Here is an 18,914-nt window from a genome sequence, read left to right on the forward strand (position 1 = left end):
GGGCAAAACTTATTTCTCAAAAAGAATTGCCAAGCAAGCACTGATTCCGCCGTGTTGCTATCAATTACCCAGTTTGCCCCTAAGGTAAAGCTTGGAGCCCGACAAACAAGAGAGATCCAAGAAACCAAACGATATTTTCCGTCGTCTGGTTAGATGGCCCATTCTCGGGTAGTTTGCGAATCCGCTAGGTCCGGGGGAAATTTCGGACATTTCGTTGCGACCACCCCCCTGAACAAAGATAATCGAACCACACGTAGTACACAGCGTTGCCCCATCGATCTTCTCATCCGACTAGGAAGCCCCATGACTTTTCGGAAGGTCGGCACACTTTTTTGTGCCGCACTGACGTTTGCCTTGCCAGTTGAAATGCCAGCTTTCAACTCCGCCTTATACCCCCTGGCAATGGCTCAAGTACCGTCTATGGGGCCAGGTATCCAAGGCCCTGGGCCTAGCATCTCTCAGATGCCAAACCGTGTGGGACATTCTATGGAAGGCAAAGTGACTCCCGCCACAGAAGGCCCCAAGCCAGAGGCAGGCGATAACAAGCCAGGCAAGTCCGAAAAGCCTGACGATGGGTCCAAACCGGCGGAAGCCCAACCCGAAGGCCCCAAAGGTCCGATCCAGCGAAAAGACAAGCCGAGCGAAGCCGCCGATCCCGAAGAACTGAAGGTTCGCCCTGATCAGCAGGGGATGGTTCGATTCAACTTCCGCGGCCAGGCCTGGCCCGATGTTCTCGACTGGCTGGCCGACATCTCGAAGACCAGCCTCGATTGGCAAGAGTTGCCAGGCGACTATCTCAATCTCACCACGCAGCGAGCCTACTCGATCGACGAAGTTCGCGACCTGATCAACGAACGCCTGATGACGCGTGGCTATACCATTCTGCAGCAACAGGAAGGCCTGGTCGTTGCCAAGCTGGAAGGGCTCAACACGGCCCGGGTTCCGCGCGTCCATTCGGAAGACCTTCGTCATCGCGATGCCCACGAGTTCGTGAAGGTCTCGTTCCCACTCAGTTGGTTGCTGGCCGAAGACGCCGTCGAAGAACTCAAGCCGATGCTAGGTCCGCACGGCACGATGGCCGCACTGCCAACCTCGAACCGGTTGGAAGTGATGGACGTGGTTACCAACCTCCGACAGATCCAACATGTGCTGCAGGAAGAGCAATCGTCCGAAGTCCGTTCGACCAAGGTGCACGAGTTCTACCTCGAATACACCCGGGCCGAAGACGTTCTGGCCAAGCTCGAATCGCTGCTGGGCATCCGCAGGCCGAGTGGCGGGGGCATGGGGATGATGGACCCGAACATGATGCAGCAGATGCAACAACAGATGCAGCAGCAAATGATGCAGCAGATGCAGCAACAACAACAGCAAGGTGGAAACAGATCACGCCGCAAACCGCCCGGTAGCGACGACATTCACTTGGTGATCAACTCAAGGCAGAACAGCATCATTGCCAACGCCCCGCCTGACAAGCTGGTGGTAATCGCCGAAGCGGTAAAGCTGTTCGATGTTCCTTCGCAATCAGGCTCGCCTTTAGGGGCGAACTTCCAGCGAGTGGAAGTCTATCGCCTGGCTCAGCTCGATCCCAAGTCGCTTCAGGCCATGCTGCTTCAGTCTGGTAATCTTGATCCAACCACGCAGCTGGTGATCGACGACAAAAACAACGCCTTGATCGCCAATGCCGGAGCGGCCGATCAAATCACGATCCAGGCCCTGATCAACAAGCTCGACGGCGCCGGTCGCGAGTTCAAAGTGATTCGGCTGCGTCGTCTGCAAGCCGATTACGTCGCCGGCTCGATCCGCTTCATGATGGGGGAAGAAGAGAAGGAAGACGACAGCAACTCGCGTCGAGGCTATTACTCGATGTACGGATATGGTCGTCAGCCGGAACAGAATAATAAGAAGGACAAGTTTCGCGTCGATGCCGACGTGATCAACAATCGGCTCTTACTCCGCGCCAACGAAGTGGAAATGGCATCGATCGAAAACCTGCTGATCCAACTCGGCGAGATTCCCCCAGGCGGCGATTCGCAGCGAGGCAAACTTCGCACGCTCGAGGCAGGCTCCAGTGGTTCAGCAGAAGAGATGCTAAAGCGATTGAAGGAACTCTGGCCCCAAGTCTCGCCAGCACCGCTGCAGATCAAGCTGCCCGAAACCAAACCAAAAGAAGAAACCCCTTCGCCATCAACGAAGGAGCCGCCGAAAAAAGAGAACTCGGCCCAGGCCCGTTCCCGCATCACGGTGCCCGTTCACCTGGCTGCGATGAATCCCGCGGAAGATGAAGCGTCCGAGCAGCGCCCCTTGGAAGAGCTTTCCCAGGAAGAACTACGCAATCGTTTCTTTCCCAAACCAGAAACAAAGCCGGCGAACGACGCAGAAGGGTCGAAGTCTCCGGTCGTGATCCAAGTCGACGAGAACGGACGAATCACGCTCGCCTCGGATGACCCCGCCGCCCTCGATCTGCTGGAGGACCTGCTGATCGACCTGACTCCCGAGCCGAAAGACTGGGAAGTGTTCGAGCTGAAGTACGCCTCGGCTTACTGGGTGGCGTGGAACCTGGAAGACTTTTTTGAAGAGAAGGAAGAAGAGGAAGACACGCGTCCGACTCCTTGGTACTGGGACTATGGTCGTGAAGAGAAGAAAGAAGATCCGCTGCGTTTGTCACAGCGGAAGAAGCTCAAGTTTCTTTCGGACACCGATACCAATACGATCGTCGTGCAGAATGCCAATGCCGCGCAGTTGGCCACGATCAAAGACTTGATCGAACTTTACGACAAGCCCGAGCCGGTGGTCGAGGCATCGAAGCGGCTCAATGCGACGTACGCCGTTCGTTACTCACGAGCATCGGCCATCGCCGAGTCGGTGAAGGAAGTCTTCCGTGACCTGCTTTCGTCGAATGACAAGTCGCTTCAGCAGCCGCAACAAGGGGGCGGAGGCGATCGCGACAAGGCTCCGGACCGTTACGCCAGCGATTACGTCTCACGTACCGGATCGGGCTTCAAAGGGAAGCTTTCGATCGGTGTCGACGATATCTCAAACACGCTGCTCATCTCGACCGAAGGCGAGAGCCTGATGTCGCTGGTGATGGATATGGTGAAACGGATCGACGAGTCGGCCAAGCCGGTTTCGACGGTCCGCATCGTCAACCTGAAGACGGGCGTCAACGGGACGAAAATGAAGGAGCTGCTGACGCGGTTGTTGGAAAACCAGAATCCGCAGCCGCAACAGCCGCCGCAGGATCCCAATGGCCAGCCGAACGCTAATGGGCAGCCAGGTCAGAATGGTCCTCGCGGTCAGCGTGGAATGCGAATGCAAGATTTCCAGGAAGCAGTATCCGCCGAGAACTAGACTTCTCGGCCTTCGGTCTGGGTGATCAGCTTGCGGACGTCATCCGGAATGACAATCGGCCGCTGGTTGGCGTAGTCGAAATAGACCACGCCAGATTCGCCATCGGCCACCAGTTGTTGCTGCTGCACGCTATAGACAACGTGCTCGACCTTCATGCTGGTTCCTCCCAGCTTGACCATCCGGGCCCCGATCAAGACTTCATCCGGATACCGCAACTGCTTGCGGTAGTTGCAATGCACCGAAGCGAGAATCGGTCCGCAGCCGGTTGCTTCCATGATGGGATTCAGCCCGGAAACTTCCAGGTAACGAACACGCGAGGTCTCGAACCAGCGCAAGTAAACCGTGTTGTTTACATGCTGAAACGAGTCCATGTCTCCCCACTGAACCGGCACTTTCGCAACGGCGGGAAAGTCGGCCAGCTGTGGTGGTAGATCTGGATTGGGCATCTTGCTTTCTCGGTTCTCAGATTCTTCAACAGGACAACCGCGGGGCTTAGTCGAGCCAGCTTCGCTCGGCCAAACGAGCCGGGACGTATTCTTCCGTCACGTAGCTCACACCCTGGCTAATCAAGGCTTCCACTTCGAGCTTGAAGCCGTTGTCCAGCATCTTCTGGATCTCTTTCTGCCAGTTCTTTTTGTGCTCGAACCAGGGATAGCTGGCGATCTGCTTGGCACGCTTCCGGTCGGAATCGTTGAGCGCGATCTGCACGCTTGGCGAGAGATTACAGCGTTCGTAGTCGATCGAACGCAGCCCAATAAACTTCGCGTCGGGCACTGCCATACGCTTCGATTCGTAGGCCAGGTTAATCGATCCCTGCTTGATCACGCTGTAAATGTAATACCCCCATGGGTCATTATCGAGCACGCAGTAGATCGGCAGATTCAGCTCGTTGTTGAGCCGCGACAGCAGACGACGCACACCACGCGATGGCTGACCACCACCGTGGGTCAGAATGCAGTTGTGCTTCTTCCAGAACTTGTCTTCGTTGAAGCGTTGCCAGACCGTGCCTTTTTCAACATGCAGGACAAAGTCAGCTTCGCACTTCACAAACTCGATCGTGTCGGGCTCGACGATCGAGGGAATCCCATAACCACCGCTCCCCATGCGCGAGCAGTCGATTTCGTCGCCCTTGTCACGTAGGACCAGGGGGCCGACCATGTCACCCTTCTTCTGGGCGTACAAGTGCAACTCTTCGCGAAGCACGTTCAACAGCACTTCGACATCTTCAATGATCGGATCGCTTTCGGCCTGATCGGCGAAGGTCTCTTCCTTGGTGCCGGCAATCGTGTGCTTCAGCAAATAGTAGAGCCCTCGAATGCTGGTCGACTTGCCTTCGTCGATCAACCGCTTGCAGCCACTGCCGACGAGCATTGTCTGCATGTAGCTCTTGGCCTGGTTCAGATTGAAGAGCTGGCGACCGGTGGTGTTCTTTCCCATTTCGATGATACGCTGCGTTTTGTTGTAGCGCACATTCGAGAGCGAACGGGTCGGGATGTCCATCTTCGGGTCGCGAACCCGGCCCGCCGCCGCCACCACACTGTCGGCCAGACCGACAAGTTGGTTCAGCGTGTTCACATCCTTCTTGGTCAACTCGACCTTTTCCTTTGCATCCGTTTTCGGAGCCACCTTTTTGGGGGCTTTTTTCTTGGCCATCCGCTGCGCCTGATCGATTGAAGTTGAGGGACTTAGGGAAAATATCCGTCTCGCGAAGAACGTATCAGAATAACGCGCTTCGCCCCTGGCGAGAATGGGCATCTTTGCAGGCCACTAATTGGCGGCCCGTAAAGCCTCGATCGGATCGAGATCGGCCGCACGACTGGCGGGGTAAAGCCCGAAGATAACCCCCACCACCACCGAGATCCCGAACGCGAGTGGAATCGAGAGTGGAACGATCTGAGGACGCACGTCCCGAATCGACTCTGGCAATGTTTCAATCACCGCCGGATCATACGTCGATGCCAGGAAGCGAGCCAGGTCGACCGCTGGGATACAGAGCAAACCACCCAGCACCCCTGTCAGCCCACCAACCACCGACAGCACGATCGTTTCGACCAGGAACTGGCGGATGATGTCGCCTCGTTTGGCCCCCAGGGCCCGGCGAATCCCGATTTCTCGTGTTCGCTCGGTCACGGTTGCCAGCATGATATTCATAATGCCAATACCGCCCACCAGCAGCGAAATCGCCGCAATCAGCCCCATGAAGACCATGAACATGAACTTGGTCTGGCGGGCTTGCTCCAGCAGCTCCAATGGGACCACCACCGAGACGTCGCGGAGGCGATCGTGATGGGCAAGGCTCTGCCGGACCAGTTCGGCCGTATCCATGACCTGGTTCGACATGTCTTGATTAGCAGCGACAACCTTCAGCGTGATCTGGTTAAGTTCGACGATCTCGCCGGAGAACGTTCCCCCTTCGATCGTCACCACGTGATCGCCAATCCGCTGCCAGAGCGTGGAAATTGGGATATAGACGTCTTTATCGTACGCTTGACCTGAAAGACTGCCACCAACGGCTGCGGTCGCGGCCTTCGGCTTCAAGACACCGACGACGGTGTAAAGATCGTCGTCTACGCGAATTGTCTTGCCGATCGGCTTCTCGAACCCGAACAGCGCGTCCGCGACTTCTGCCGCCAACACGCAAACATTCGAGCGATCCGCGACTTCGACCTGCGAGATGAAGTGCCCGCGGCGAGGCTGTACTTCCAAATGGTTCAGTCGGGCATATTCCGGCGTACAGCCCACGAGGCGCCCATGAACCGCGTTGGTACCATGCCGAAACTGCCGTCGGATCTCACGAATCGGGGTGGCGGTCTCGACCGAGTGCAGCGTTTCATCCAACAGCTGCCAGTCGTCGCGGGTCAACCCATACGTCAATGGACCACGCTGCTCCGAGATCGCTTCCGATGGCGGTTTGACCGTACGGACGATGATATTTTCAGCCCCCAGCTTTTCAATCTGCTGCTGAGCCTTGGCACTGATCCCTTCGCTGATCGCCAGCAGCCAGATCACACTCGCCACGCCGATGAAGATACCCAGAATCGTCAGCAGCGACCGCATCGGGTGCAGCAGCAGACTTTTGATTCCAAGTTTCCAGATACGGAGCCCGAGCATGGGATAAGTTCTCGCTTGCTTACGTCAGATTGAGTGCCGAAGTATCCAGGCCACGTTGGGCCTTCGCCGAGCGGCGACTTTCGACCGGGTGATCTTCTTTGATCAGACCATCCATCAAGCGAATCGAACGCTTGGCATGATGCGAAACGTCGTCTTCGTGCGTCACCAGAATGATCGTTCGTCCCTCGTCGTTGAGAGTCTCGAACAAGTGCAAGATTTCTTCGGTGGTGCGTGAGTCGAGGTTACCGGTCGGTTCGTCCGCCAGGATATAGTCGGGATTGTTGATCAAGCTACGGGCCACCGCCACACGCTGCTGCTGACCACCAGAAAGCTGAGTCGGTCGGTGCCCCATACGATCGCCCAGACCGACCATCTTGGCCAATTCACGGGCACGATGATGATCGGCAGCGGTGACGTGACCTCGGTAGAAGAGTGGAACCTCGATGTTCTCGATCACTGTCAGCTGCTGAATCAGATTGTACGACTGAAACACAAACCCGATTCGGGAAGCACGTAGCTGCGAAAGCTGATCGTCGGTCAGCGTACTGGTATCTCGCCCCCCCAGAACAACCTGGCCTGATGAAGGGCGATCGAGACAACCGAGCATATTGAGCAGCGTGCTCTTGCCAGAGCCCGACGTCCCCATGATGGAAACGTAGTCGCCCTCGGGAACATCGAAGTTTATCCCTCGCAGCGCGTGAACGGTTTCGCCTTTGAGGTGGTAGATCTTCTTGAGGTCAACTACGCGCGTGGCGTAATTCACTGAGCACCTCCCGCTGGTTGCGGAGGCTGATCCTCAGCAATCCGCACCGGGTCTTTCTCGATGCTGGCTTCCTGGTTGAACGAAGTCTCGGTCACCTCGGGCCGCTTGTCCGAACCTTTCGGCGGAATATTGGCGCTGGTATCTCGCGAAGGTCGTTCAACGAGCTTCGTGTCCGGTTTGGAGTTGTTTTCTTCGCCTGGACTTTGCGGACCACGACGGCCTGGCTTACCTTCTCCTGTAGCTTCACCTTTTTGCGGTCCCTTCGAGTTCAACTGTTCTGGCGGCAGCTCTGGCATTTCGACCTGTTCGACCAGGTCACGCGGACTCAGCGAGACAAAGTCGCCGGGGGAGACCCCATTTCGCACGACCACGAAACGCGAGTTGTTGGACCCAACCTCGACTTTGCGAGGCTCGACCGCGTCTTCGCTGACCTGAACCATGCAGTAATAGTCGTCCCCGTAAGGAAGCACCGCCTGAACGGGGATCAACGTGGCGTTGTCTTCTTTTTCGACATGAATGGCGACGTTTGCCGTGAGGCCCGGTTTAATCTGTCGAGGCGAACCATCGATCGAAACGACCGCCGCATAACGTTTGACCTGGGCACCGAAGCGGCTGATTGGTTCTGGATACTCATTCACCTTGGTGACGGTACCTTCCAGCTTGACGTCGTCGAAGGCGTCGAGCGAGATGGTGGCACGCATCCCGGCTTGAACCATCGCCACGCGTGATTCGTTGATCAAAACGTGAACCTGCATCGCACTATAGTCTGGCAGGCGAATGATCGTCTGACGTTCGCGGACCGAGGTGCCTGGCTCGACGATGAATTCCGAGGCTTCGCGATTACCACGTTCGTTGGCATACACCACCTGGCCCGCTGCCGGAGCGGTGATGGTGCAGTTCTTGATTTGTTCGAGAAAGAAGTCGAGGCGTTTCTGCTCGATCGAGTTGCGTTCCTTGGCCGACTCGAGGTCTGCCGTGGCGACACCGATCGCGCTTTCCAACTCCTTGATCTTCTTTTCCTTGGTTTGGTTGATCAGCACGCCCCGCTTGTGGGTTGCGTTTTCAAGCTCGATCTTCGCCTTATCGACGGCGAACCGATCCCCTTCCAGTTGCAAGGAAGTCACAAAGCCTTTGGCCGCCAGACGCGAACTGTAGGCATAGTACTCTTCCGCACGGCGGAGCGTTTCCTTGGCGAACGTGATTTCCGCGTCGATCTCTCGCAGTTCCTGCACGAACAGACCATCAACGTATTCCGTCATGGCGATCTGGGCAGCTTCGAGTTCGTTCTGGGCTTTGGCCAGGCCGGCGATCGAACCACTGAGGTCCAGACGCTGCAGCTTCGCTTCTTCTTCCAGGGCCGAAGAGTCGAGACGTACCAACACGTCCCCAGCTTCGACTTGCTTCCCTTCTTCAATGACCCACAAGATCTCGAAGCTGTTCACTTCACGCGAGCTACGGACCAGGGACATCACATCGACGTTTCGAGCCGACTCGACTTCCCCTTTCTCGACCACATCGTGAACGAAATCTCCCTTGGTGACTTCGTGAAAAGTCGCACCATGGAGGCTCGATCCCTTCTTCGCCATGCCGAAGTAGTAGTAGCCGGCAGCACCGGCAATCACCAGGCAGACAATGGCCGCCTTGGCAAAGTAACCACCACGCATCGACTGGCGACGAGCAGTACGCGATCCGCGCGGAAAGAGAGTGTTCAGCAAACTAGGCTTCATGCTAGCCATGGACGTTTCTCGTCGAAGGTAGGATGCATGGACCTAACCATGGATTTCCATGCACAGCAATAGAAAGGATGGGAGTATGCCCGAAAGCACTGGTTCATTCTAACAACCCAGGCGTTCACAATCACGCGAAAACCATCACAATTCCACGTTGGTTTATGCATCTAACCCTTTGGTTAGCAGCAAGTTACCTAGGATTTGGGGGCTGGTAGTCGATACCCTGCAAAGTTCATCGACTCCCGAAGTACTTCATGCTCGATGAAACCCCGAAAATGGCCGAAGGATTCCCTTATACCGGAAAACATTGTTAGAACGGCATTCGGGCAGTCAACTAAATCGTGGTTCTAAAAAGAGTTACGACCACGACTTTTCCTTTTGGCAGTTTGCGGCAAGCAGTCTAGATAGATAATGTAGGCCGCTTGCCTTTGATCCATCGCCGGCTCATTTGGGTGGCTCGAGTTCTGGCGGCATGATGGGACGTACCTGCGTTGGTTCAAGCTCGACCGCTGGCGGAGGGAGTTCACCCGGGGCGGTGATCTCCGATTCGCTTGGATCGATGTCGGTCGGTGCCTCGATTGGCTCCGGAATCGGATGCAGGTCGATCAGTTCTGGGATCTCGCCCCCGGTTTGCATGTTAGCCAGCTGATCTTCCCAGTAGGTGCCATCGATCGGGCCTGGATCGATCCAGATACCACGGTCGTCTAGCTGAACCGTTCCCATGTCGATGTCGAGACCGCGGCGGAGAATTTCGTAGTTCACACCGACCGACAGGAAGTCGTTCTGGGCCGAGAGCAAGCTATCCAACGCATTCAACAAGTCTCGAGCCGTACTGGAATCGAACTGCTGATTGGTTTGGTTCGGCTTGGCAGGCTCTTGCAAGCGAAGCTGCGTCCGTTCGACCTGCGAAATGGCGACCTGAACGGCGGCTCGTCGCAGCTCGAAGTTGATACGATTCAAGTCGAGTGTACGGATCACATCGCGAAGCCCCTGGCTGATCTGGTCGCGATACTGATAATACGCACGACGGGTTCGCTGGTATTCGATCTGTGCTTCTCGATAGTTGTTTCGCTCGACCAGTCGTGTCAGCGGAGCGTCCCATTCCAGGCCTGCCCGCAACCGACCGTTGTCGCTGTTGAACTTCACTCCGTTATCACCCACGTTGCCAAGCTCTCCGGTGAAGACAATGTCGAGGTCGCTCAACAGCTCGTTGGCGACGACCTGGATGTTTCGCCACGAGTCGACATAGGCGGCCTGGGCATTCATCCAGTCGAGTCGATAAACGCGTGCCACGTCGAGAGCGGTGTCCGACGAGATATCGACTGGCACCAACGAGACCGTTTCAGCACGGGCCCGGGCTTGGACCAGCGACAGTCCCAGCACATCGGCAATCAAGGTTTGAATTTCGTCCGGCACCGGATCGAAGACCGCAGCCTTGGCTTGGCCGTAAAGCTGACCTGGCGGTAACGTCGGACCATCCTGGATGACCTTACTGACGTTGTTGTTGATCTGATCGAGGATCTGTTCGTGCTGAGCGAAGCGAGTCTTCAGATCGGCCAACACCGTACGCAACTGTGGAGGCAGCTCTTGCAGACGACGCGTACTGAGCACACCTTCCGAGACCGCTTCGTCCGGCACCTTTTCGCTGTAGCCGGCCAGTTTCTCTTGAATCTCTCTCAGGTCGGCAACGCGATTGGGCAGGTTGTCTTCCAGTCGCTGCACGTCTTGTTCGACCAGCGGAAAGAAGTCTTCGTTCACCAACTGCAGGATCACCTTCAACTGCTGCGTTAACGTTTGAACTGCCTTGAGTCGTGTTTCGACGTCCTCGTTCCAAACCAGATTTGGTTCGATCGGTTGCGTAGGATCGATACCTTCAGGGTCTGGCAAAACTTCCAGCAGCGAGTTACCCACGGTCAACTGGATATCGTTTAACTTGTTGGTCACCGGAGTAAAAGCAGGGTCGATCAAATTGAACTGGTCGAAAAAGCTGTCACGCTCCATCGCCACATTCAACTCGGGCGGCAAACCCATGTCGATCTTGAACTGATCGAGCGAGTTGGCCAACTGCGTCTTGTTCGAGAGTAACGAGCTTTGGGTCTGGAAAAGGGACTGACGGGTAAGTTCCACCTGGAACGAGTCGATACGTCCGGCTTCAAAGAACGCTTCCAATTGCGAAAGACTGCTACGCAGCGAAGCGATGTTGCTTTCCTGGTTGCGAATCGTTTGCTGACGCTGCAGCAAACCGTAATAACCACCCACGCCAAACGAACCGTTCGGTCCGGTGCCTGGCAAACCGCCGCCTGGACGAGGTCCCGCCGTGAGGCCGCGGCCAGCTACGATATCGAGATAGAACGACTGATTGAATCGCTCCATATCACGGACCGAGGCCAGCAGGTTACGCTCTTGCTGGGTGAGATTTTCGAGGACCACCTTGCGGCCGCCGCCTCGCAGCAGAGGCTGCACCAGCGAGAAGTCGATCACGCTGTTCACCGAGTCGCGATTCGGTCCCGAGAACTCCCACATCAAGCTATTGGCAAAGCCGACGACAAGCTGACCACCAGTGGCGAACAGCTTTTCCATTTGAATGTTACGCGTATTCGCTTCCAGCACACTGGAAGAAGAGCCACCCCCGCGGATCGGTCCGTCAGCGGTGAAGAACGTTTCGTAACCACCAAAGAACTGGGCATCAAACTGAAAGCGTTGGAAGCTCACATCGAGGGCCGAAAGGTATAAGTCTTCCAGCTCACGCTGATAGGTAGGCGAGTTGAGTCGAGCCAGTTCCACGGCCTTGTCGACGTTCAACAGCAGTTCGCCCTCGTCGTTCAACGGCATATGGGCTAACCAGTCAGGGTTGGCCACGTCGGTTGTGACGCCATCCCGCTCCCAGCCCCAATAGGCCTGTTTTTGGTCGACCACGTGCATGTATTGGTTCGCCGCCGGATCATCCAGCGGCATTGGTGGGCAATCGGGATTGAACGGATCGTACATACGCGACGCGGGATTCGGATCGATGGTGATCCGGTTCAGATGCCAGCGTGGGTCGTAGTTTTTCTCTTGGACCAGGCCATAGGCGTCGTCGTCGGCTTGAACGCGATAGAACGCCGGCGAATGGCAGCCCACCAGAAAGAGTCCGCTCATCAGCAACGCGAGCGAGAACCAACAGCTGGCGGCGGCTGGCTGTCGAGTTTTAATTCGTTTGAAAGTTGTTCGGAAACGCATGCTGACCCATGTCCCTATGCGGCTTGGGATGTGGCTGGGTGAACCGACACCGTGGTCGGTCGTGATTTCAACGAAGACCCGAGCAGCGCGACCAGTTGCCGGAAACCTTCCAACAACGTTCGCGGATCGACGGGCAGTTGGTCGAATTGCCAGGCTTCGTGAAATTTGGGAAGGATCTCACCCAAGCGGCGATTACCATCCGGCGTCAGCGTCCAGAACTGACGCCTCCGATCGTTGGCATCGCGACTCGATTCGATCCAGCCATCTTGCCTTAGCTGTTCGACGAGGTTGCTAAGCTGAGCAGGAGAAAGGCCCACCGTCCTGGCCAAGGCAGCCTGTGGCAAAGGCTCTTCCAAGTTCTGCTGGCACAAAACCAGAACAAAGAAGGCGTTCTCGGATAAAGAAAACGGCGAAACCACTTCCGCGATCGCGGCTCGCATCGTCTTCTCGCACGAAGCCATTTCAATGGCCATGCGAATCAATTCCACCACTAGCTGTGGCGAGGTTCGCTCCGAGTCTGCCATGGGATTCCTTCCCTGAGTTCAGCGGTCGTACCCTCCCTGAACAGGGCATCAGCCTTGTCCAGCTTGGGCATGTGAAATCGTTCGGCAGCGAATCATTCCGGGGGAGAACGTTCCGCTTTCGATATCATTTCGGCCCGGAAACCGTTCGGACTTGAACGAATTTGCCGGTTATTCCGTCCGTCCCACCCTCAAACTACAACCTAAGCTTCGTCGTATTAAGGCTTTACGACGCTTGTCGTCTGAAAGAGCTTATTGACTCCCCAAAATACCCAATTTATGATCTCAGGGTGATTTCTCTGGAATGCCATGGCATTTTCCGTGAAAAGCCTTGGGCCTGAAGTACAATACACCGATGGATTTGCGCAGAGTGCCCAGCACCTACTGGTTCTCTCCTCCGTAAACCCAGGTCCATGCACCACCTTTTCTGTCATTGTCACGACCGTCAAATCTCAGCACTAAAGACCACATGACCGTCTTCTACATTGTCATTGCCGTGCTCGTACTTTTGTTCGGGATCTTCTCGTATCTGAACGCGGCGAACTGGAATGTCCTGCATGTGTTGAGCTTGTTCTTGACGTTCGGCGCTGCCTTCGCCTACCTGGTGATTGCTTCAGCCGTGCTAAAAACCGAGACGTCGTGGAAGAAGCTGGCGGAACAACGCGAAAAAGAACTCGCCCAGGCCACCATGCAGGTTGAAATGCTGCAATATGGCCGAGCCATTAATCCGATGTCGGGCCACGTAGAAACGGCCGCCAAGCCAGTCGACAGCATCGTTGGTGCGGAAGCGGAACTGAAGCGTGCCATGTACGATCGCGGTCGCGTGTGGCGCAACGTTTCCCGTGGTGCCATCAACGGCAAGCAGATCAACTTGATCTTGCCACCAATCCAAACCAGCAACGCGGCAAATCCACCAGCCGGTGGCGCGGTAGCACCTCCAGCACCTGCCCCAGGCCAGCGTTCACTCGCTCCGGATGATATCGTCTATGCCTTCGGCCAGATGGACTACCCCAACGATCCTTCGATCGCCGTGCCGGCGTTTTTCATCGGAGAATTCGTCGTTCGCACGGTCCAAGACAATAACGTCACCGTCGAACCGACCACCAAGCTTGATGGCGCTCAGCAAAGCGTGCTGAATATCCAAACCCCTTGGATGCTGTACGACAAGATGCCTGTCGACGAACACAAGCTGTTTGCTGATATGGGCAACGATGAAGTCGCCGCCCTGATCATTGGCGCTGCCTCTCGCACCGGGGGCCTGACCGATACCATGGTCAACCAGCTGGTGACCGACATCCAGCGTACCGGCCAGGACGCCCAGGCTGACGATCCTCAACTGGCTGTGCTGAGCATGGTCACCTTCCAGCAAGATCATGAAGTGCCGGTCGACGCCCAGGTAGCAACCTCGGGCATCACCCAGGAATTCGAGCCGGCGACCGGGTTGGCCGCTGCCGAATACTTGAAACAGGGTGCTCCGACCAAGTTCAGCAAGGGAGACCAGGTCGTGCTGCTCACCTCGCGTGAGCCGGGCAAATCGCTGGTCGATCAGGGGATCGTGACGGTCGACAAGCAGATCTATGTTCGCCCGCTCAGCGACTTCGTGATTCAGTTCCACGCCTTCAAGACGCGGGTCGAAGACCTCCGCGACATGAAGTACACCCTGGAACAAGACATCAAAATGCTGACCGATTCGGAAACGATCGCTAAAGATGTCGTTGCGTATCGCACCCAGGAAAAGCAGAAGCTGCAGGATGACAAGCAGAAGGTCGTTTACGAGCAGGAACAGATCGCTGTCTACAAAGACAAACTGCTGAAGTATCTGACCGAAACCCTGCAATTGAACAGCCAGCTTTACCGCACCAATCAGGCCTTGGTCGAAGAACTTCAGCGAGCCAGCGACGCGATTTTGCGTAAACTGGGTCAGGAAGAACTCGACAAAGCCGACCCTGATTCGCTGACGCTCGCCCTCTAAACCCCGAGCATCCCGCCGCATTCTTCCTGGCTGCCCTGGATTACGGGCAGTCGCATGGCACCGATTTACCACCTATTTCGGTGTCTTAAGCTATCATCTAGTAACACCTTGCAGCTTGCCGCCGATTCTGAGGAATCGAGGCTACACTGCACTTTTCTGTACGGCGCACCTAAGATAGTTTGAGTAGAAGCGTGTTGGAACACGCGCCGCAGCCGCCTCGGTCTTTGTGTTACGGATAGGAAATGGGCCTTTACGATCGGGAATACTATCGCGAGCCGGACGATTCAATGTCCTTCTCGGCGAGCAATCAATCAGCCACCATGTTGTTGCTTTACATCAACGTGGGGATCTTCCTGTTTGATTGGCTGCTGCAGCTCGACCTGGCTCAATGGTTTGGTGTGCATACCCAAACGCTGTACCAGCCACAGTACTGGTACCAATACCTGACCTATGGCTTCCTGCATGCGATCAGCGGTCCCAGCGCCGGTTGGCATATCTTTTCGAATATGTTCCTGCTGTGGATGTTCGGCCGGTTTGTCGAAGAACGCTACGGCAAAGCCGAGTTCCTGAAGATCTACTTGATCAGCGTGGTGCTGTGCGGCATCGCCTGGAATGTCGTGATCATTGGACTGGGCGACAATGCCGTGATGACCGGTGCTTCGGGGGCCGTCTCGACGATCTTCATGCTGTTCGTCTGCCTCTATCCCAAGATGACCGTTTACCTCGGCTTCCTCATTCCGGTCCCCGCCTGGGCGATCGGTGGGCTGATGCTGGTGACCAACATCTTTGGCCGTCAGGAAGATGTCGCTTACTCGGCTCACCTGGCAGGGATTGGATTCGGTCTGATTTACTTCTTCAGCGGAATCCGCTTCGGACAATTCATCCCCAGCAAGCTGGCCCTTCCTAAATGGCCGCGTCGTTCGCCACGCCTTCGGATCCATACCGAAGAGGATGACTACGATCCGTACAACGACTCAGACGAAGAAGCAGAACGCATCCTGGAAAAAGTGAACCAGTCCGGGATGGAGTCGCTCTCGGAAGCCGAACGCCGCAAGCTGGAAGCTTACAGTCGCCGGATGCGGCAGAAGCTTAAGTAATGCACGGCCTGTCACCCAAGTGCAAGGATGAACTTCGGGATGAAACATTCGAAGACCAAGCTAGCCCTCGGCATCACCTGCGTGATCGCTGGCGGTGCCATCTATTTTTCTATGGGGCAGGCTCTCGCGCCGACGCCGCCACAGCTGGCGATTGATAGCCCCGAGATGTCCCCCAAGCCGCTCGCGGTTCTGCATCCCATCCCAGGTGGACGCTACCTGGTTGGTAAGGACTCGGGGCCTCGACACGCTCAGCCTGCCCAGCAGATTCACCTTGATCCGTTCTCGATCGAACGCACGGAAGTCACCAACGCGATGTTCGGCCAGTTCGTCGAGCAAACCGGTTACCAGACCGACGCCGAGCGGCGAGGCGAGTCGCTTTGCTTCGACAAGCAGACCCACCAGTTCATGAAAAAGCAGGGAGCCCATTGGCGTCAGCCAGCCGGCCCAGGCTCGTCGATTCTCGGCAAAGACGATCACCCGGTCGTTCATATCAGCTGGTACGACGCCAACGCCTATGCCAAGTGGGCCGGCAAAAGCCTGCCGTCCGAGTTCCAGTGGGAAGCGGCAGCCCGAGGCAAGCAGTTGGAACAAGACTATCCCTGGCCAACGACCACGCCACGGCCGTTCGAGTCGCATGCGAACCTGTGGCAAGGCGATTTTCCGCTGCGTGATCAAGCCGCCGATGGCTACACCGAACCAGCCCCGGTCGCAACCTTTCCGAGCAACGCCCACGGGCTGCACGACATGGCTGGTAACGTCGCCGAATGGACCAGCAGTTGGTATGCGGAAGACAGTCTCGATCGCATCGATCCACGCAATCCAGTGGGGCCACGAACCGGTGAGTTAAAGGTCGTACGGGGCGGAAGCTGGCTCAGCTCCGATCAGACCGGAACCAGCGAGGCGATGGTGTGGTATCGCAGCAAACTATCGCCAGAGATGAGCAACAACTTCACCGGCTTCCGCTGTATCGAGCAGAACTAAGAGCCTTGCAAGGCCGACGTCGCCAGACGCAAGTTCTCGGCCATGTGCTGCAGGTTGAGACCTCCAACCACCAGGCTGCTGACGCCTGGTTGGCTGAGCACAAATGGAATCGCTTCGCGCGGTGGTAGATGCCCGGAAGCCAGTCCCTTCTTCACGAAGACGCCTAGCCCTTGCTCGCCCGCCTTAGCGATCACATCGGCATGCGAAAGATCGTCCGGGTTGAACTCGACCATCAAGAGGTCGGCCCACGCCAAGGCCATCTCGGCCCCTGCGGCCGTTTTGCCCGACAAGCCAATCGCACGGATGTCGCCGGCATCCTTGAGCGACTGGAGCGTCTCAACGACCGGCGATTCCTTCAGAATCCGCTCATCGTCGTGAGGTGTATGAATCAGGACGATGTCGAGCACATCTCGCCGCAGCCGCCGGAGACTCGTGGCAACGCTACGCCGAATCGAATCGGCGTCGAACTCATAGCGTGACTCGCCATCCTCGAACAGCTCTCCGACTTTCGTCGACACCAACAAAGGCACATCGCGACCAGCCAGCCAGTTGCCGATCCGTTCTTCGCTGATGCCATAGGCCGGCGCGGTATCGAAGTGTTGGATTCCCAGGTCAATCAAACCATCCAAAAGGTTAGCCACTTCCGCATCGGAAGGGAGATCGTACGGCTGTGGATACTTGATCTTTGCGTTGCGTCCAATTTTGAACGCGCCGAACCCGATTGGTCCGACCGAAAAGCCTGTTTGTCCAAGTGGCCGGGTCTGTGTTTCCAACATTACGCGGCCGCTACCTGAGAGGCGTTGAGCGAAGTCCAGAACTGCTCGCGATCCCACGGCGTCTTGGCGACGCTTGGCTTCGCCCAACCGGTCATAGCAGGTTCAAACGATGCCTGACGCATCGGAGCTTGTTTAATGGTTTGCGTGAGACTGGCAACCAACTGCGGTACCAGAACCAACTTCGTTGGCCACGCGGTCAGAACGTTGCCGTCCGTTTCAACTTTGAACGATTCCGGGCGACTACCGGTCATGGTCGTTCCTTCCGCACGATCGACGCGATAGGTCGACCACCAGGCACGATCAAGCGAGATGCCAGGCAACGTGGCCAGCAGTTCTCGCTGAGCTTTGGCGATCAAGTCGGCACGCTCCATGCCCACGCCTTCTTCCGCCAGTTGCCCGCCGACCTGCCAGACCACTTCGCCTTTGGCGGTACGTGCCGAGGTGATCGAGACGCGGGTCGCAGCACCATCGACGCAGTGGCCGTAAAACTCGGGCAATCCGCCGCGCAGCATCACCATGTGGAGTGGTCGAGTCTGCTGCTTGCGAGGATCGAGACCAGCCGCAACACGCAATGCCGCATTCCCTTTCCCCGCCGCGAAGACATACCAGTCGGCTTCGACACGGACCTGGCGACCGTCGGCCGATGTCAGGATCGCGGCTTGAACCTTGCCGGAAGCATCTCGCACGATCTCGGTGCCGAACTTGGCATCGACCTGAAACGTGGCTTGCTGATTCGTTTCCGCCAGATTCTGCAAAAACGAACCGCAAGAAATGACTTGTTCCGCTACGCTGAAAATCGCTCCAGGGCAACCTTTCAGCAGGGCAGGGGCGTTGTGCGGACTGACAGCCTTCGGTGTGACCTGAAGCCCCAGTCGGGCCCCCCACATGCCGAGCTTCGATGAAGCCGAATTTGTGCCCCACAAATAGAACGATTGCGAACGGATGCTGGTCTGCGAAAGGTTCGGCTGGGCGTTGCCTTCCAGGCTCTTCCGCCAGATCGCAGGCATTTCGCGTGCTTCACGGGCCGACGCAGTCAGCAGACCTTGCAGCGAGTACTTCAGTCCACTGTGCAGAATCCCCTGGGCGGCAATCGTTTGGCCGGTTCCTAAGGCGTGCGATTCGACCAGCAGAGCCGAACGACGTTCGCGACGCAGTTGATCAAGTAGCCACAGTCCGGAGGCTCCGCCCCCAATGATCAATGCGTTGACTTGTATGGTTTCCATATAACCTCTCCCCCTCTGAACATGCCGAATCCGTGGCGGGCAGTAGTTTAGGAAGTTTGGCCTGATGCAAGCAAGATCAAAGCGGCTCCCCGATTCGCCATGACTTACCCCGATTTGGATAGCATGCACGACCGTTAGGGTTACCTTATACTGGAATCGGTTCTCGCCCAGCG

The 18,914-nt window shown here is 56.6% G+C and carries 13 protein-coding genes; 4 read left to right on the plus strand and 9 right to left on the minus strand.

The genetic code is table 11. The features are described 5' to 3' along the window. Positions 1–498 precede the first annotated feature (498 nt). On the plus strand, positions 499–3,348 hold the full coding sequence (locus AB1L30_RS10810; protein ID WP_367013426.1) for a secretin N-terminal domain-containing protein: 2,850 nt from the start codon (positions 499–501) through the stop codon (positions 3,346–3,348). Here the strand turns inward: AB1L30_RS10810 and AB1L30_RS10815 are convergent. The 7 genes from AB1L30_RS10815 to AB1L30_RS10845 all read right to left on the minus strand — a co-directional run bounded on the left by AB1L30_RS10815 (position 3,345) and on the right by AB1L30_RS10845 (position 12,695). Next, positions 3,345–3,794: a thioesterase family protein gene (locus AB1L30_RS10815; RefSeq protein WP_367013427.1), complete on the minus strand. Its 450-nt coding sequence runs from the start codon at positions 3,792–3,794 to the stop codon at positions 3,345–3,347. The two genes, AB1L30_RS10810 and AB1L30_RS10815, sit on opposite strands and share 4 nt — an antisense overlap. A 46-nt stretch (positions 3,795–3,840) precedes the next feature. Continuing rightward, positions 3,841–5,001 (minus strand): DNA topoisomerase IV subunit A, encoded by a 1,161-nt coding sequence (locus AB1L30_RS10820; RefSeq protein ID WP_345091395.1) that lies wholly within the window; start codon positions 4,999–5,001, stop codon positions 3,841–3,843. A gap of 114 nt (positions 5,002–5,115) precedes the next feature. Then, on the minus strand, positions 5,116–6,459 hold the full coding sequence (locus AB1L30_RS10825) for an ABC transporter permease (protein WP_367013428.1): 1,344 nt from the start codon (positions 6,457–6,459) through the stop codon (positions 5,116–5,118). A gap of 19 nt (positions 6,460–6,478) precedes the next feature. Then, positions 6,479–7,222 (minus strand): ABC transporter ATP-binding protein, encoded by a 744-nt coding sequence (locus AB1L30_RS10830; RefSeq protein WP_367013429.1) that lies wholly within the window; start codon positions 7,220–7,222, stop codon positions 6,479–6,481. After that, positions 7,219–8,958 (minus strand): HlyD family efflux transporter periplasmic adaptor subunit, encoded by a 1,740-nt coding sequence (locus AB1L30_RS10835; protein WP_367013430.1) that lies wholly within the window; start codon positions 8,956–8,958, stop codon positions 7,219–7,221. Before AB1L30_RS10835 ends, AB1L30_RS10830 begins: the two co-directional genes overlap by 4 nt. Positions 8,959–9,396: 438 nt before the next feature. After that, entirely contained in the window at positions 9,397–12,171 is a 2,775-nt protein-coding gene (locus AB1L30_RS10840) for a TolC family protein (protein ID WP_367013431.1), read from the minus strand. A 14-nt stretch (positions 12,172–12,185) separates the two neighbouring features. Then, on the minus strand, positions 12,186–12,695 hold the full coding sequence (locus AB1L30_RS10845) for a MarR family transcriptional regulator (protein ID WP_367013432.1): 510 nt from the start codon (positions 12,693–12,695) through the stop codon (positions 12,186–12,188). 466 nt (positions 12,696–13,161) lie between these two features. Between AB1L30_RS10845 and AB1L30_RS10850 the strand changes: the two genes are divergently transcribed. The 3 genes from AB1L30_RS10850 (at position 13,162) to AB1L30_RS10860 (ending at position 16,742) form a co-directional block, all read left to right on the plus strand. Then, positions 13,162–14,664 carry a hypothetical protein gene (locus AB1L30_RS10850; RefSeq protein WP_367013433.1) on the plus strand — a complete coding sequence of 501 codons (1,503 nt, stop codon included), beginning with the start codon at positions 13,162–13,164 and terminating at the stop codon, positions 14,662–14,664. Positions 14,665–14,906: 242 nt separating this feature from the next. Further along, a complete protein-coding gene (locus AB1L30_RS10855; RefSeq protein WP_367013434.1) occupies positions 14,907–15,761 on the plus strand; it encodes a rhomboid family intramembrane serine protease in 855 nt (284 codons plus the stop codon). A gap of 39 nt (positions 15,762–15,800) precedes the next feature. Then, the gene (locus tag AB1L30_RS10860) at positions 15,801–16,742 is read left to right on the plus strand and encodes a formylglycine-generating enzyme family protein (RefSeq protein ID WP_367013435.1); all 942 of its coding nucleotides are present in this window, start codon (positions 15,801–15,803) and stop codon (positions 16,740–16,742) included. On the opposite strand, the gene AB1L30_RS10865 is transcribed toward AB1L30_RS10860, so the two are convergent. Further along, complete coding sequence (locus AB1L30_RS10865) at positions 16,739–17,518, minus strand: aldo/keto reductase (RefSeq protein ID WP_367013436.1); 780 nt, start codon at positions 17,516–17,518, stop codon at positions 16,739–16,741. The two genes, AB1L30_RS10860 and AB1L30_RS10865, sit on opposite strands and share 4 nt — an antisense overlap. Next, a complete protein-coding gene (locus AB1L30_RS10870; RefSeq protein ID WP_367013437.1) occupies positions 17,518–18,741 on the minus strand; it encodes an FAD-dependent oxidoreductase in 1,224 nt (407 codons plus the stop codon). Before AB1L30_RS10870 ends, AB1L30_RS10865 begins: the two co-directional genes overlap by 1 nt. Between the last annotated feature and the right edge of the window lie 173 nt (positions 18,742–18,914).

This window comes from Bremerella sp. JC817, assembly GCF_040718835.1.
Classification (GTDB): Bacteria; Planctomycetota; Planctomycetia; order Pirellulales; family Pirellulaceae; genus Bremerella.

Excerpts from the sequence above, each read along its gene's own strand:
- AB1L30_RS10815 (WP_367013427.1), bottom strand. The coding sequence starts at position 3,794 with ATGCCCAATCCAGATCTACCACCACAGCTGGCCGACTTTCCCGCCGTT.
- AB1L30_RS10820 (WP_345091395.1), bottom strand. The coding sequence starts at position 5,001 with ATGGCCAAGAAAAAAGCCCCCAAAAAGGTGGCTCCGAAAACGGATGCA.
- AB1L30_RS10825 (WP_367013428.1), bottom strand. The coding sequence starts at position 6,459 with ATGCTCGGGCTCCGTATCTGGAAACTTGGAATCAAAAGTCTGCTGCTG.
- AB1L30_RS10835 (WP_367013430.1), bottom strand. The coding sequence starts at position 8,958 with ATGGCTAGCATGAAGCCTAGTTTGCTGAACACTCTCTTTCCGCGCGGA.
- AB1L30_RS10840 (WP_367013431.1), bottom strand. The coding sequence starts at position 12,171 with ATGCGTTTCCGAACAACTTTCAAACGAATTAAAACTCGACAGCCAGCC.
- AB1L30_RS10845 (WP_367013432.1), bottom strand. The coding sequence starts at position 12,695 with ATGGCAGACTCGGAGCGAACCTCGCCACAGCTAGTGGTGGAATTGATT.
- AB1L30_RS10850 (WP_367013433.1), top strand. The coding sequence starts at position 13,162 with ATGACCGTCTTCTACATTGTCATTGCCGTGCTCGTACTTTTGTTCGGG.
- AB1L30_RS10855 (WP_367013434.1), top strand. The coding sequence starts at position 14,907 with ATGGGCCTTTACGATCGGGAATACTATCGCGAGCCGGACGATTCAATG.
- AB1L30_RS10860 (WP_367013435.1), top strand. The coding sequence starts at position 15,801 with ATGAAACATTCGAAGACCAAGCTAGCCCTCGGCATCACCTGCGTGATC.
- AB1L30_RS10865 (WP_367013436.1), bottom strand. The coding sequence starts at position 17,518 with ATGTTGGAAACACAGACCCGGCCACTTGGACAAACAGGCTTTTCGGTC.
- AB1L30_RS10870 (WP_367013437.1), bottom strand. The coding sequence starts at position 18,741 with ATGGAAACCATACAAGTCAACGCATTGATCATTGGGGGCGGAGCCTCC.